Annotated in this window: 10 protein-coding genes and 1 pseudogene; 9 read left to right on the top strand and 2 right to left on the bottom strand. The window is 65.5% G+C overall.

The window, feature by feature from the left end:
* Positions 1–315: 315 nt before the first annotated feature.
* The 5 genes and pseudogenes from CI785_RS14390 (at position 316) to CI785_RS14370 (ending at position 6,022) form a co-directional block, all read left to right on the top strand.
* Positions 316–597, top strand: coding sequence for a pyrophosphorylase (locus tag CI785_RS14390; protein WP_105032790.1), 282 nt, complete (start codon positions 316–318; stop codon positions 595–597).
* 281 nt (positions 598–878) lie between these two features.
* Positions 879–1,052 (top strand): annotated as a pseudogene (locus tag CI785_RS14385) (transposase); the annotation flags it as partial.
* An 80-nt stretch (positions 1,053–1,132) separates the two neighbouring features.
* A complete protein-coding gene (locus CI785_RS14380; RefSeq protein ID WP_157940282.1) occupies positions 1,133–2,674 on the top strand; it encodes a hypothetical protein in 1,542 nt (513 codons plus the stop codon).
* A 128-nt stretch (positions 2,675–2,802) separates the two neighbouring features.
* Complete coding sequence (locus tag CI785_RS14375) at positions 2,803–3,234, top strand: hypothetical protein (RefSeq protein WP_105032788.1); 432 nt, start codon at positions 2,803–2,805, stop codon at positions 3,232–3,234.
* 1,342 nt (positions 3,235–4,576) lie between these two features.
* Positions 4,577–6,022: a hypothetical protein gene (locus CI785_RS14370; protein WP_240615216.1), complete on the top strand. Its 1,446-nt coding sequence runs from the start codon at positions 4,577–4,579 to the stop codon at positions 6,020–6,022.
* A 42-nt stretch (positions 6,023–6,064) separates the two neighbouring features.
* On the opposite strand, the gene CI785_RS14365 is transcribed toward CI785_RS14370, so the two are convergent.
* Positions 6,065–6,379 carry a hypothetical protein gene (locus tag CI785_RS14365; RefSeq protein WP_105032786.1) on the bottom strand — a complete coding sequence of 105 codons (315 nt, stop codon included), beginning with the start codon at positions 6,377–6,379 and terminating at the stop codon, positions 6,065–6,067.
* Between the two features lie 385 nt (positions 6,380–6,764).
* Here CI785_RS14365 and CI785_RS14360 point away from each other — a divergent pair, with 385 nt between their 5' ends.
* From CI785_RS14360 to CI785_RS14350, 3 genes are all read left to right on the top strand, one after another.
* Positions 6,765–8,561 carry an ABC transporter family substrate-binding protein gene (locus CI785_RS14360; protein WP_105032785.1) on the top strand — a complete coding sequence of 599 codons (1,797 nt, stop codon included), beginning with the start codon at positions 6,765–6,767 and terminating at the stop codon, positions 8,559–8,561.
* Between the two features lie 102 nt (positions 8,562–8,663).
* On the top strand, positions 8,664–10,205 hold the full coding sequence (locus CI785_RS14355; RefSeq protein ID WP_105032784.1) for an ABC transporter permease: 1,542 nt from the start codon (positions 8,664–8,666) through the stop codon (positions 10,203–10,205).
* A complete protein-coding gene (locus tag CI785_RS14350) occupies positions 10,202–11,233 on the top strand; it encodes an ABC transporter permease (protein WP_105032783.1) in 1,032 nt (343 codons plus the stop codon). Before CI785_RS14355 ends, CI785_RS14350 begins: the two co-directional genes overlap by 4 nt.
* Before the next feature lie 5 nt (positions 11,234–11,238).
* Here the strand turns inward: CI785_RS14350 and CI785_RS14345 are convergent, their stop codons facing one another.
* Positions 11,239–11,862 (bottom strand): PH domain-containing protein, encoded by a 624-nt coding sequence (locus CI785_RS14345; RefSeq protein ID WP_105032782.1) that lies wholly within the window; start codon positions 11,860–11,862, stop codon positions 11,239–11,241.
* An 89-nt stretch (positions 11,863–11,951) separates the two neighbouring features.
* Here CI785_RS14345 and CI785_RS14340 point away from each other — a divergent pair, with 89 nt between their 5' ends.
* Positions 11,952–13,781: an ABC transporter ATP-binding protein gene (locus CI785_RS14340; RefSeq protein WP_105032781.1), complete on the top strand. Its 1,830-nt coding sequence runs from the start codon at positions 11,952–11,954 to the stop codon at positions 13,779–13,781.
* Positions 13,782–14,043: the final 262 nt, after the last annotated feature.

Raw genomic sequence — 14,043 nt, 5'->3', positions numbered from 1 at the left:
TGTGGCTGATTTGTAGGCTCGCTTTACCGGGTCGGAGGGCCTGTTGATCCTCATTCGTAGAATCGGGTGAGGCTTTTTCGTCCCGATGTGCGTCGTTTCGCTGCACTGCGTCCGGGGTGTTCCTGCTGAGTCGACAGCGTTCGGTTCTAGCGATGGCAATCTGTCGGCGGGACGAGGATTCGTGGACCTGAACGTGTGGTCGTTCTTGCCGGTCTAGATTCACCGGGTTGGTGTCGGTAGGGTCATCAGCGTCCGCTCGCTGGTGTTTCTCTCATCCGGCATCGAAGCGGTGGTCTCTTGGGGAGGATATTTCCCATGTCGCGTGTGTTGTCGACCGAGCAGGCGAAGGCCGCTATCGGTCAGGTGCAGTCGATCATCAATGGTGGTTTCACGGATCAGATCTCAGCGCTCGATGCGCAGGGCGAGATCCTGTCGGACCCGAATGTCTGGGACGGGCCGCTGGTTTCGCAGTTCCGCGGTTCCACGAGACCGGAGACGAAGGCCGCCCTGGACAAGGCGAAGCAGGAGCTCGAGGAGCTGCGCACGCAGCTGCAGAAGATCGCCCAGGACATCTTCTCCGCCGGCGGCGGCGCCTGAGCACGAGCCTTTCGCGGTGACGTACCGCTGACCGCGCCAGATGTTGGAGTGGTGCGGTCAGCGGATCGTCATCGGAACAGTAGCCTTCCCGGTACTGGCATCTCCTGACCGGGTTTTCACAAAGCGGGTCTTTTTGGGTTGTTCTGCCGTATGCGGGGGCGTCCTCCGCCGGTCGTGGTTGTTGCAGGTCTCTTTTCTTGTAGGTCTCTTCTTGTTGTAGGAATCGGATGCCTCCCATGGTGGGCGGTTCGACTACGCGGTGGCGGGAACGGTGCGGCGGGCGGCGCTGGCGTCAGGCCTTCTTTGCCTACTTCACGACCCACCGCGCGAACAACGGCGGCACAGCGGCCGTCAACGGCATCATCGAACGCCACCGTCGCCTCGCCCGAGGCTACCGCAATCGCCGCAACTACCGGCTCCGCATGCTCCTCGCCGCCGGCGGCCTCGAACAATGAACCCCACCCGATGTCCGAAGAGCCGTATCGGGTTGGGTTCGTCGTGGCGCGTGCCTGTTCGTTTGTCTGGGGGAGTTTGAATGAATTCCGATACGGGGGTCGCCGATCGTCTGATCGGCGCATGTCGAGATGCGGCACGTGCGTTGCAGGATCAACGCGGCGGACGGGAGTCGGTATCAACGGCGGCTTGTGCGGAATTCCGGGGCGTGTTCGCGGACTGTTTCCGGGGAAACGTTGCCGCTGAACGGGCGGCCTGTTCAGAGTTGGTCCATATGCTGGACGATGTCGCACGTCAGGTCCAGAAGGCGAAGAGCGCCGCGGAGGTCGAGCAGCGTCGCCTGAGTGAGCTGACGGCGTGGGTTCTTGCCGCCGGGTGGGCGAGTGCTGGCAGTGGTGTCGCAGTGGATGTGGAGCCGCGCCCGTCCACGGAGGAGACCGACCGTCCGTCGGTGAACGCGGACACTGCACGGCAGGGGTTGCGTGCCTGGGCGAGCGGAAGCACTGCCGGGGCGAGTTCCGCTGACCCTGCCACCCTGGACTCCGCGGTGTCGACCTTCAGGATCCAAGACGACACGGCCCGGGGTGTGGCTGACGGAGTCGGTGCAGCAGCGTCAGAGTTCGAGCGGGAATGCTCTTGGGCGCACTCTGATCTCGATGCTGTCGGTAGTGGGCTGCGGCGATTCCTGGAGGACAACCAGCAGGACGCGACCCGGCTTTCCGACATCGCTTCGATGTTCCGTGCTGCCGGTGGCAGCGGACATGTCGGTCAGGTGACGGTATCGAACGACGTCCTTGTGCTTGCCACCGTACCCGCGTCCTTATCGAATGCGGCCCTGCTGAGCCATCTGTCCACTGCGACGCCGGCGGATACCAAAGCGCTGGCAACATTGACCGGATGGCAGCAGACCCTTCAGCGCATGGATCCGTCGACGATCGGGGCCTGGTGGTCGGGCATGAACACGGGGGCCGGCACCGCCGCGGACGTGGCCGGCGCATCGCAGCTGCAGGAGTTGCTGCTCGCTGCGGCTCCGGCGATGTTCGGCGCCTTGGACGGGATGCCCGCACTGGCCAGGATACGGGCCAACCAGTTGAACGCGCCAAGCCTGCTCCGTGCGGCGGAGAAGGATCTGGAAACAGCCCTGAAGTTGTCGGGGACCGGGCAAGCCCGCCACGACCCGAACCGAACGGAGATGCTGCAGAATGCGGTGGCATACCTGAAGCAGGTGCACAGCTGGGGCCTGACAAACGTCACCAGCTCCGAAGTCGCCGGAGCCCGGTATGACAAAGTGATTTCCCTCGCCGGGGCCGGGATGCTCCCGGACTGGGAACCCCAGCCGACTACGGAATACTCGAACCTGTACTACTACGATGTGCTCATCCACGGTCAGGGAGTCACCAACCCCTTCACGAATAGAGGGGTTGTGTGGGATGGGAACAACCCGATTCATCGCGACGAGTTCGACCAGAACTACTACCGCGGCCCCGACGACGACGAACTCGACGGTGCGATCAACAGCATCGAAGAAGGGAACATCCTCATGGATAACCACAGCCTCATCGCCTCCAACAGTGAGGACGATACGAGAGCGCTCGAGGACATGCTTGGAATTGAGACTCGATGAGGGCGCGAAGCGGTGCCATGGCGTTGTTGCTGGTGGGTCTGATCGGGCTAGCCGGCTGTGCAGGAGACCCAAACGCGAGTTCACCCGAATCACTTGCGCCAGTTGCTGCTCAACCGTCCGAGGAACAGATGGAGGCTGATCTCACCTGGCAGGAAGCCAAAGCCCACACCCAGGCCATGCAACGGGAGATCGCCGCACTGATCCCGGAAGACGCTGTTCTCTCGATCGATCAACAGCAGACGGGCACGCTTCTGTCCTGCAACGAGACCCAGCACCACTGGGCTGCTTCAACCACGGTCACGGTCGCCGAAGGAACCGAGATAGAGCCCATCGTGAAAACCATCGAAGCCCACTACCGGGCGAACGGAACCGAAATATCCGTCGATAGGGACGAAGTCGATAGGAACGAAGATGAAATCTATCGGATCCAGATCGACCCGCCTGCTCCAGGGGAGAGCCACCTCGTCTCCGAAGGATTGTCCCCGAACGAGATCCGTATCGCATCGGGATCTGCGTGTTTCACTTTGCCCGAGGGCATCTACCCGGGCGGCGATTTCTAAAGGCGGGGGATGGAAAGGACCCCATCAATTGCGATGAGTTCGAACAGCACTACTAGTGGGGCCCCGGAGACGGCAAACTCAACCGTGCGATCGACACCATTCGAAGAAGGGAGAATGCGCATGAACAACCACACGTTCATCGCCTCCAACCGCGTGGACAACGAGTAAGCACCCAGGGAGATCCTTTGCACTTGCTCTTAATAATTGGAGAAGGAGGCTAGCTGCCAGCGTGGCCAGCGTCCTTTGTGTACCGTTACGCAGGCGTGATCTACCCGCGTTCGGGCCCAGTGTTTTCCGTGGGCCGTGCATCGAACGTGGACATACCGTCGCGGACATTTTGGAACTGAGTTCCCCGCATGTATCGCGCCTGTCCATGCGTCTGCCGTATGTGTTCGGATCGAGGTTCCAGGCTGATGCCCTGAGGATGTATGCGGGCTTGTAGGGCGACTTTCACCTTGTATCGACACCGGCAGTTCGAGGCGGCCTCAAGGGCCGGTCCTCAGCGGCACGAACCCTTTTTTGAGCGTCAGTGCCGGTCCGTGAGCGGCCTCACTTCTCCAGCGGTTCGGACCCTACAGGTCTCTCAGATTCCCGAGGGTGTAACGCAGGTTCGAACGTGCCTGGCTGAAGCAGGCGGCGCGCGATGTAGTGGGCGAGCTAGCGGAAGCTGTGGGCTCAGCCTTGGAGCCGGCTCTCGGCAGAGGATCTTCAGCAGCGGTGCTCCACTCTGAACCCGGCCACGGCGAAAGGAGCGATCTTTCAGGGCCGCAACAACTTGTGGTGCACGCCGTTCGAGGGCGCTGGTCGGGAAGCGGGGGAGTCGACCAGCAGGGGCTGACTGGAGAGGGCATCGACCACGAAGCCGACGAACAACGGTGAGCTCAGACGTTGTTCGGCTACGGAACGTGGGGGAGTTCCGCTTCAACGTCCAGGCGTCCGGGGTATTGACGACCCTGATGACGAGGTATCCTCGCGCGGCAAGGATGTACTCGTCGGGGGCGACATCCCTCATACGGATACCACGTAGCCAAAATGCCGACCCGCCGGTCGCGCCGGTGCTCGCCGCGGCCAGCCGTCCACTAGCGTCGGCAGCGGCGTACGGGGGGTGGTTCCCGCTGGCGGCGAAGGCGGTCGAGTGGGATAATTTGGTCATCCTTCGGATAGGGGGGCCATCATGGCCGGCCTTGGAGCTCCTCGACCTGGCCGCCGCTCCCGGGCATCGATGCCCCGGCTCCTGGCGGTTCTGCTCGTGATCGCGCTCGGTGCGCTGTTCGCTGCACCCGCCCGAGCAGTCGACTACGGACATGACGTCTCGTGGCCACAGTGTCCGGGCGGTCTTCCGATGCCACCGGGAACTACGGAGTTCGTGGTCGTGGGGCTGACGAACGGGCTCGCGTTCACCGAGAACCCCTGCCTGGACTGGCAGTTCCAGTGGGTGCTCGACCGCCGTGTCCGGGCTCAGGCCTACGCCATGGCCACGTTCCCCACCACCGCGCAGTACGACACGTACGGCGACGACGGTCCCTGGCCTGCGGGCAGCAGACCTGACCGGCTGCGCAACGTCGGGTACGCCGAGGGTCGCGCGGCTCTCGCGTCTCTCGATGAGGTGGGATGGCGACCGGAACGGATCTGGGTCGACGTCGAGCCCCGCCCGCAACAGCCCTGGCCCAGCTCCACGGCTGCCCAAAGGCAGGAGAACCGGTACGTCATCTCCGGTCTCCTGGCCGCACTGGCGGACGCCGGATACCCGCACGGGATCTACTCCTATTCGAGCGGTTGGGACGCGATCACCGGATCGTGGCAGCTTTCCGACGTGCCCGTCTGGTCTCCGGCCGGGCGCCTCGACTTCGCCGGCGAAGCATCGGACCTCTGTGTGAATCGCAGCTTCTCCGGCGGCACCGTCCACATCGCGCAATGGACCGACGGCACCTACGACTACGACATGACGTGCGTCGGGGTCTATCAGGCCCACGTCGGGACCGTCGGCTGGCAGTCCAGCGTCTCGGACGGCACCATCGCAGGAACGACCGGCCAGTCACTGCCGATGGAGGCGTTGCGCCTGTCGGTGGCGGGAGACCGCCTGTCGGGCGACATCCTGTGGAGGGGGCATGTGCAGAACACCGGCTGGCAGCCATGGACGACGTCGGCGTCCCCGATCGGGACGACCGGGCGCGGTCTGCGTCTGGAGGCGTTCGAGTTGCGGCTGACGGGGGAGCTGGCCTCCCGGTACAGCATCAGGTATCGAGCCCATGCGCAGGACGTCGGCTGGCAGCCGTACGGGATCGACGGAGCGACGGCCGGCACCGTCGGGCAGGGTCGGCGGGTGGAGGCCGTCACGATCGAACTGGTTCCGAAGGTCGCACCGGCATTCACCGCCGTGTACGCGACCCACGTCCAGAACCTCGGCTGGACGGCGAACGCCTCGGACGGGACCGTTGCCGGGACCACGGGTCGGGCCATTCGGGTCGAGGCGTTGCGCCTCGACGTGTCCAGCACGGCTCATGCCGGTGACATCGAGTGGCGCGGGCACGTGCAGTCGATCGGCTGGCAGTCGTGGAGATCCTCGGCCAGCCCCATCGGCACGGAGGGGCAAGGGCTACGTCTGGAAGCGTTCGAAGTCAGGCTGACCGGTGGGATGGCGAACCATTACAGGATCCATTACCGCGCCCATGTGCAGGATCTGGGCTGGCAGTCATGGGTCGCCGAGGGCTTGACGGCGGGCACGTCGGGGGTGGGCAAACGGATCGAGGCCGTGCAGATCCTCCTCGCACCCAGGACCGGCGGCTAGCGCCGATCCCCGCCGCAGGGCGTAACCGCCGTAAGTGCGCCGTCACCACATGCGGCTGTTGGTCTCCGACACGAAGCCGCGCCCGTCGGAGAACCAGTGGATGGTCGGGCTCCTCCGCGCCGTCGGCGTCGTGAGCTCCGAGAACAGGTCCGCGTTGAAACGGTTGCTCAGCTCGGGGGAGCTGAGCACGGTGTCCCTCGTGATGACGAACACCGGACCCTTGAGCCCCTTGCTCTGGATCGACAGATGGACCTCCGCGTGCTGGTCGAGGCGTACCTTGAGGGCACCGATGGCGGCCTGGACGTCGGCGTCGTCGTCCCATACCGCAGCGTGCTTGTCGACGAAGAGCCAGGCCATGCGCACCACCCGTCCGGGTCGGATTCCCGCATGCCCGTGCGGCATGCGGTACCCGCGCCGGGCATGCTGCCCTTCGGGGTCGTTCTAGCAAATCACCGCGCCACGCGCCGGATCAAGCAGCCTCCACCACCGCCGTCGTGCCCGGAGCCGCAGCATCGGTTGCGCACCGGAGGAACGCGGCCGGCCGGGGTGGGATGCATACGACCACGACTGTTTCGGTTGCAGCTCGGTAACAACCGTCCCTGGCCCCCTCGATCGATACCTGACGATAACGAACTTCCCCTACGCTTCTGCTCACGTGAGTTGCGTCACCTTTTCGGGGCGCTTGTCGGCTATCCCGTAATACCGCGTGAGGCCGCGACCACGCTAGGGAAAAGGAGGCGGAATGCGTTTCGTACGTACTTCCAGAGCGGTGGGGGTCGCTGCCGTAGCTGCACTTGCATTGAGTGCCTGCGCCGCGAATACGGGAACCGAGACCCCTCAGGAGAGCGTTGAGGGCGAGGCGACCGGCGGGAACGTCCGGGTCGTCGAAGTGAACGCCTTCAGTTCGTTCAACGCGAGCAGCTCCGAGGGCAATGTGGACATCAACGGCGTGATCGCCTATGCGACCCACTCCGGCTTCAACTACATCAACAACGACCTCGAGGTCGTCGACAACGAGGACTTCGGAAGCATCGAAGTTCTCTCCGAGGACCCGCTCAGCGTCAAGTACACGATCAATGAAGGTGTGAGCTGGTCCGACGGCGAACCCGTCGACGGCGGCGATCTGCTGCTCCAGTGGGCCATCGAATCGGGCTACTTCAACGACGCCACCACCGACGATGCAGGTGAGGTCGTGTCGGGTGCGACGTACTTCGACTACTCGGGTGACACGGCCGGACTCGCCCTGACCGAACTCCCGGAGATCGGCGACGACGGGCGCTCGATCACACTCAATTACTCCAAGCCCTTTGCGGACTACCAGATCGCCTTCGGCGTCATGAACGAGGGGGGCCTCGACACGCCGGCCCACGTCCTGGCGGAGAAGGGCGGCCTCGCCGACGAGGACGCACTCATCGAGCTCATCCGCACGGAACCGGCGGGTGACCCCGCCAGCCCCGTCGAACGGCCCGAGGTGCAGGCCATTGCCGACTTCTGGAACACGGGCTTCGACACCAAGTCCCTGCCGACCGATCCGTCGCTGTTCCTCTCGAACGGTCCGTTCATCGCCTCGGCCATGACGCCGGATCAGTCGATGACCCTGACACGGAATGAGGACTACGACTGGGGGCCGATGCCGAAGGTGGACGAGATCACCGTCCGCTACATCGGCGAGGCGCCGGCGCAGGTCCAGGCCCTGCAGAACGGCGAGGTGGACATCATCGCGCCGCAGGCATCGGCGGACACGGCGGAGCAGCTGGAGGCACTCGAGGGCGTCACCGTCGTGCGCGGGAACGAACTGTCCTACGACCACCTCGATCTCAACTTCAGCGGTGTCTTCGAGGACGAAGCCGTCCGTGAGGCCTTCATGAAGACGGTCCCCCGGCAGCAGCTGGTCGACTCCATCATCAAGAAGCTCAATCCGGACGCCGAGCCGCTCGATTCGCAGATCTTCCTCGCCGACCAGGCGCCGTACGAGGAATCCGCTGCCAACAACGGCTCGGAAGCGTTCGGCGAGGTGGATATCGAGGGCGCCAAGGGGCTTCTCGCCGGCGCGACGCCCGAGGTCCGCATCATGTACAACCGCGACAACCCGAACCGCCTGAACTCCTACACACTGATCGCCGAGTCCGCCTCGCAGGCCGGTTTCAAGATCGTGGACGGCGGCCTCGGTGCCTCCGACTGGGGCGCTGCGCTCGGCAACGGGACCTATGACGCCGCGATCTTCGGCTGGATCAACACAGGTGTCGGCGTGTCCGGCGTGCCGCAGATCTTCAGAACCGGCACCGGCTCCAATTTCAACGGGTTCTCCAGTCCGGAGGCCGACGAGCTCATGGATCAACTGATCGTCGAGACCGACCCGGACAAGCAGGACGAACTGCAGATCCAGATCGACAAGCTGATCTGGGACTCCAAGTACGGGCTGCCCCTGTACCAGGTGCCTGGCATGAACGCACACAGCGACGCCATCACCGGCGTCGAATACATGCCCAACCTGACCGGTGTCTGGTGGAACTTCTGGGATTGGCAGATCACGCAGTAGTTCCAGCATCCGGCACGCTCGTCGGTGAACGGAAGACGCCGGGACCGGGAAGCCCGTCCCGGCGTCTTCGCTCACCCCGAACAGCATCGAGGCCCGATTTACATGGTGACCTACATCGTCCGGCGACTGGTGACGGCCGTTCTCATCCTGCTCGGCGCGTCCTTCGTCGTCTATCAGCTCACCGCTCTGTCCGGGGATCCGCTCGAGGAACTGCGGGCCAGCAATGCCCCCAACCGGGACCAGCTCATCCAGGCGCGCACCGAGCTCCTGGATCTCAATACGCCGGCTCCGCTGCGCTACTTCGGGTGGTTGGCCGGTGCCGCGAAATGCCTGATTCCGTTCGCCGCCACCTGTGACCTCGGGTCGAGCATCCAGGGTGAAGCCGTCACCACCGCGCTTCTGCGCGCCATGGGCAACACCATCACACTCGTCACCACCGCCACCGTGCTCGCCATCATCATCGGGATCTCGCTCGGCATCATCACCGCCCTCCGCCAGTACAGCGGCCTGGACTACGGCGTGACCTTCATGTCGTTCCTGTTCTTCTCCCTGCCGATCTTCTGGCTCGCCGTCCTGCTCAAGGAATTCGGTGCCATCGGCTTCAACAACTTCCTGGCCGACCCGGAGATCCCGGCCTCGACCATCCTCGTCGTCGCCCTCGCCAGCGGATTCATCTGGGCGCTGTTCGCCAGCAGGTCCTGGAAGCGCAAGGCCGTCGCATTCGTCCTCGGAGCCGTCGTCGCTGCCGCACTGCTGTTCATCCTCGAGCTCGCCGACTGGTTCACCAACCCCGGACTCGGGCCGATCGTCATCCTCGTCACCGGCGTCGGCATCGCCTTCGGCATCGTCCTGCTCACCGCAGGACTCCGGAACCGCAAGGCGCTCTCTTCGTCTCTGATCATGGTGGCCCTCGGCCTCGTGGCCTACTACGTGGTCAACCCCATCCTGAACGCCGCGACCATCTGGATGGTCCTCGCCTTCGCGGCCCTGACGGTGGTGGTGGGCCTCGCCGTCGGCTACGTGCTGGGCGGCTACGACCGCGGGCAGAGCATGCGGGCTGCTGCGCTCACCGGTCTGCTGATGGGTTTTCTCATCGTGGTGGACCGTTTCATGGTCACCTGGCCGTCCTACTTCAACAATCCGCGCGTGCGCGGGAGGCCGATCGCCACGGTGGGCGCCGAGACCCCCGGGCTCGACGGGACGTTCTGGGTCAACGGCCTGGACACGTTCACGCACCTTCTCCTGCCGACACTCGCGCTGCTGCTGGCCTCCCTCGCGAGCTACAGCCGCTACTCCCGCGCGTCCATGCTGGAGATCATGAACATGGACTACATCCGCACCGCGCGTGCCAAGGGCCTCAGCGAACGGACCGTCGTCGTGCGGCATGCCTTCCGCAACGCACTCATCCCGCTCGCCACCCTCGTCGCCTTCGACATCGGTGCGCTCATCGGCGGCGCCATCATCACCGAGCAGGTGTTCGCCTTCGCCGGAATGGGCCAGCTCTTCGTCCAGGCACTGCAGCGCACCGATCCCGACCCGATCATGGGGTTCTTCCTCGTGGCCGGAATGCTCGCACTGGTGTTCAACCTGGTGGCGGACATCGTCTACTCCTTCCTCGATCCCCGCGTAAGGGTGAAAGCATGAGCGCCCAGACCCCCGCCGACCTCCCCGGCACCGGGACGGCGACCGCCGGCCCCGCGCATCCCGTCCGGGAGCACGAGCCGAGGGGCCTGTCGCAGGGGCAGATCGTCCGACGGAAGTTCTTCGACAACACCGCGGCCGTCGTCAGCCTCGTCATGTTCGCCCTCGTCTTCCTCCTGGCATTCACCTCCGTCGGGTTCGCCGGGATACCCGGGTGGTGGAAGTACAACCACACCGAGTTCCTGCCGCTGATCGACGGCGGAGCACCTACCATCACGGGTCCCTTCAGCTGGGGGGACCATCCCTTCGGGCAGGACTCGATCGGACGCGACTACTTCGCCATGACCATGCGCGGGACGCAGAACTCGATCATCATCATGTTCATCATCGGGGCCCTCGCCGGGCTGGTGGGTGTCGTGGTCGGCGCCTGCTCCGGGTACTTCCGCGGCTGGCCGGAAGCGGTGCTGATGCGCTTCACGGACATCATCATCATCATCCCCGTCGTCCTCGCGGCAGCCACCCTCGGCGAGGCGGTCAACCGCTTCGTGGGGCCCGGCGCGCAGATCTGGCTCCTGGGACTGTTCCTCGGGCTCGTACTCTGGACCGGTCTCGCACGTCTCGTCCGCGGTGAGTTCCTCACCCTGCGCGAGCGGGAGTTCGTGGACGCGGCGAAGATCGCCGGTGCGTCGAATGCGCGCATCATCTTCAAGCACATCCTGCCGAACGCGGTGGGCGTCATCATCGTGAACACCACGCTGCTCATGTCCTCAGCCATCCTGCTCGAGACGGCGCTGAGCTACATCGGCTTCGGGGTCAAGGCCCCCGACGTGTCCCTGGGCCTGATCATCAGCCAGAACCAGGAGGCGTTCCAGACGCGTCCGTGGCTGTTCTGGTTCCCCGGCCTGTTCATCGTGCTGATCTGCCTGTGCATCAACTTCATCGGCGACGGTCTGCGCGACGCCTTCGACCCCCGGCAGAAGAAATTCAACGCCGCCCGGGTCAAGGATGTCGGGGAGCCTGCCGCCGCATGAGAACCCTAGGAGAAGGGTCCGAGCGACACGGCGGCCGCGGCGATCAGCACGACGGCGACCGCAAGGGGCGCGCGGTTCCACATGCGGTGCACGCGGTCAGGGGCATCGACGTCGACCGCTCCCGCCTCCACCAGCTCCTGCCAGCGCGAGCGCACCAGATAGGCCGCGTACCCGGAGTCGGTGTTCTTCAGGTCGCCCGGGCGGATGGAACCCCCGGCACCGTAGCTCGTGGACGGCAGGTCGGTCACGTGCTCGGGCTTCCCGGCATGGGTGCCCCAGACGCCGGGAGCGGGAGCCGCCCACGCCGTATGGCCGCCTGTGGGCGTCACGAGCCGGAGGGCGTACTTCGTGTCGACGTCGATCAGCGCGTTCCACGGGACCCGGACGGTCGCCAGGGGGTTGCGCAGGGTGACGGCGTCCTCGGAGATCTCGACCGCGGGGTACCAGAAGAGCCACCAGCCCGCATAGGCGATGCCGATGAGCGGCCAGCCCCGGAGCAGGCCGGGAACTCCGTCCGTGACGACCACGGACACGAGCCCGCCTGCCGCGACGAATGCCGCGGCCGCCGTGAACCAGGGGCTCGTACGCGGCCTGAAGACGGTGGTCCCGGCCACCTCCGATCGTTCCATGCCTCAATGGTCCCAGCACAGCAGCCGCCTGTTGAACGCCCGGGACGTCCGCGACCGCGTGCGGCGTCCGTCACGAAGGAGAAGGACTCATGAGTACCCAGGTCATCGGCGGCGCAGGGGAGACCGGCGCGGGAGGTCCCGCCTTCCAGGGACCCGTCCTCGAGGTCCGCAACCTCAGCGTCGACTTCGGCGTGGACAAGAAGTGGGTGCCCGCCGCCGTCGACCTCAACTACCAGGTGGCCGCCGGCGAGGTTCTGGCGATCGTCGGTGAATCGGGCTCCGGCAAGAGCGCCAGCTCCATGTCGCTGCTCGGACTGCTGCCCTCCAACAGCCGTGTCACGGGCGAGGTGCTGCTCAACGGGCAGTCCGTCCTGTCGATGCCCGCCGGGCGGCTGCGGCAGGTCCGCGGCAACGACGTCGCGGTCATCTTCCAGGAGCCCATGACGGCCCTGAACCCGGTGTACACCGTGGGGTTCCAGATCGTCGAGACGCTGCGCCTGCACAACGAGATCTCGCCGGACGAGGCCCGACACCGCGCCCTGCGGCTGCTGCAGATGGTGGAACTGCCGGACCCTGAGAAGGCGTTCCGGTCCTACCCGCACCAGCTGTCGGGGGGGCAGCGGCAGCGCGCCATGATCGCCCAGTCCCTGTCGTGCGACCCCAAGCTCCTGATCGCCGACGAGCCGACCACCGCGCTCGACGTCACCGTGCAGGCCGAGATCCTCGACCTGATGCGCAACCTGCGCAACCAGCTGAACAGCGCGATCGTGCTCATCACGCACGACATGGGCGTGGTGGCGGACCTCGCCGACCGGATCGCCGTGATGCGCAAGGGCCGGATCGTCGAGACCGGCACGGCCGAGCAGATCTTCAACAACCCGCAGCACGAGTACACGCGGTCGCTCCTGGCAGCCGTGCCGCACCTCGGGCAGGGGGACGGGCACGACGACGTCGACATCACCGCGGCACTGGCGGCGGCCACCCACACCGAGCTGCAGACGGTGGACCACGACGAACTGGAACGGCGGGAGCGGATGGTCCTCGCCCGGCTCGACGGGGACGGGGCCGTCGCATCCCGGACCGACGAGCCCGTCCTCGAGCTCGTCGACGTCGCCATCGAGTACCCGAAGCAGGGCCGTGTGCCCGCCTTCCGCGCCGTCGAGGGAGTGAACCTCACGGTCCATCCGGGTCAGGTCATCGGCCTCGTGGGGGAGTCCGGTTCCGGCAAGACGACCATCGGGCGGGCCGCCGTCGGGCTCCTGCCGGTGGCGCAGGGTTCGCTGAAGGTGGTGGGCACCGACGTCTCGGGGTTCCGGCCCTCGTCCAGGGAACTCGTGAAGGTGCGGCGCCATGTCGGGATGGTGTTCCAGGACCCGTCGTCGTCGCTCAACCCGCGGCTGCCGATCGGTGAGAGCATCGGGGAACCCATGTACCTCGCGGGCGAGGCCAAGGGCGGAGAGCTGCAGAAGCGCATCGAGACACTCCTGGACCAGGTCGAACTGCCGCGGTCCTACCGCAACAGGTACCCGCACGAACTCTCCGGCGGGCAGAAGCAGCGCGTGGGGATCGCGCGGGCCCTGTCGCTGAAGCCGAAGCTCATGGTCGCGGACGAGCCGACCTCCGCCCTGGACGTATCGGTGCAGGCCAAGGTCCTCGAACTCTTCCAGAACCTGCAGCGCGAGCTCGGCTTCGCCTGCCTGTTCGTCACGCACGACCTCGCGGTGGTGGATGTCCTGGCGGATTACATCTGCGTGATGCAGCGCGGGCGCATCGTGGAACAGGGGACGCGCGACCAGATCCTGCGGAGCCCCCGGGATCCGTACACGCAACGCCTGCTGGCCGCCGTCCCGCTGCCGGACCCGGCCCTGCAGCGCGAGCGCCGTGAGCTGCGCGCCAAGCTCATGGCCTCGACCGACTGACGGTCCGGCTTCCAGGAAGGGCCGGCCGTTCAGCGGCAGGAAGGGCGCGCTTCCTGCATGCTTCGCCCTGCTCCCGTTGCCGGGTGATTTCGAACGGTCCGACCACCGCCTATACAGTGCTCTGGTGTCTTCTCCCCGCCCTGTGGCCAAACTGTGATGTAACACCAGGTGGCGCGCTGGCCTGCGGAAATGACGGAGGAATGCTCGGTGCCGCCGAGCAGAGGACTGTTTTTGTATACAGCATGTTCGGGAAAGCAACGGA

This window comes from Arthrobacter ruber, assembly GCF_002954225.1.
Classification (GTDB): domain Bacteria; phylum Actinomycetota; class Actinomycetes; order Actinomycetales; family Micrococcaceae; genus Arthrobacter_D; species Arthrobacter_D ruber.
Note: the sequence above shows the minus strand (reverse complement) of the source record. Positions and strands in the feature narration are given on the sequence as shown.

What these genes read in the sequence shown, in the direction of transcription:
- CI785_RS14380 (WP_157940282.1), top strand. Translation starts at nt 1,133, where the DNA reads ATGAATTCCGATACGGGGGTCGCCGATCGTCTGATCGGCGCATGTCGA.
- CI785_RS14360 (WP_105032785.1), top strand. Translation starts at nt 6,765, where the DNA reads ATGCGTTTCGTACGTACTTCCAGAGCGGTGGGGGTCGCTGCCGTAGCT.
- CI785_RS14345 (WP_105032782.1), bottom strand. Translation starts at nt 11,862, where the DNA reads ATGGAACGATCGGAGGTGGCCGGGACCACCGTCTTCAGGCCGCGTACG.
- CI785_RS14365 (WP_105032786.1), bottom strand. Translation starts at nt 6,379, where the DNA reads ATGGCCTGGCTCTTCGTCGACAAGCACGCTGCGGTATGGGACGACGAC.
- CI785_RS14370 (WP_240615216.1), top strand. Translation starts at nt 4,577, where the DNA reads ATGCCACCGGGAACTACGGAGTTCGTGGTCGTGGGGCTGACGAACGGG.
- CI785_RS14355 (WP_105032784.1), top strand. Translation starts at nt 8,664, where the DNA reads ATGGTGACCTACATCGTCCGGCGACTGGTGACGGCCGTTCTCATCCTG.
- CI785_RS14340 (WP_105032781.1), top strand. Translation starts at nt 11,952, where the DNA reads ATGAGTACCCAGGTCATCGGCGGCGCAGGGGAGACCGGCGCGGGAGGT.
- CI785_RS14390 (WP_105032790.1), top strand. Translation starts at nt 316, where the DNA reads ATGTCGCGTGTGTTGTCGACCGAGCAGGCGAAGGCCGCTATCGGTCAG.
- CI785_RS14350 (WP_105032783.1), top strand. Translation starts at nt 10,202, where the DNA reads ATGAGCGCCCAGACCCCCGCCGACCTCCCCGGCACCGGGACGGCGACC.
- CI785_RS14375 (WP_105032788.1), top strand. Translation starts at nt 2,803, where the DNA reads ATGGAGGCTGATCTCACCTGGCAGGAAGCCAAAGCCCACACCCAGGCC.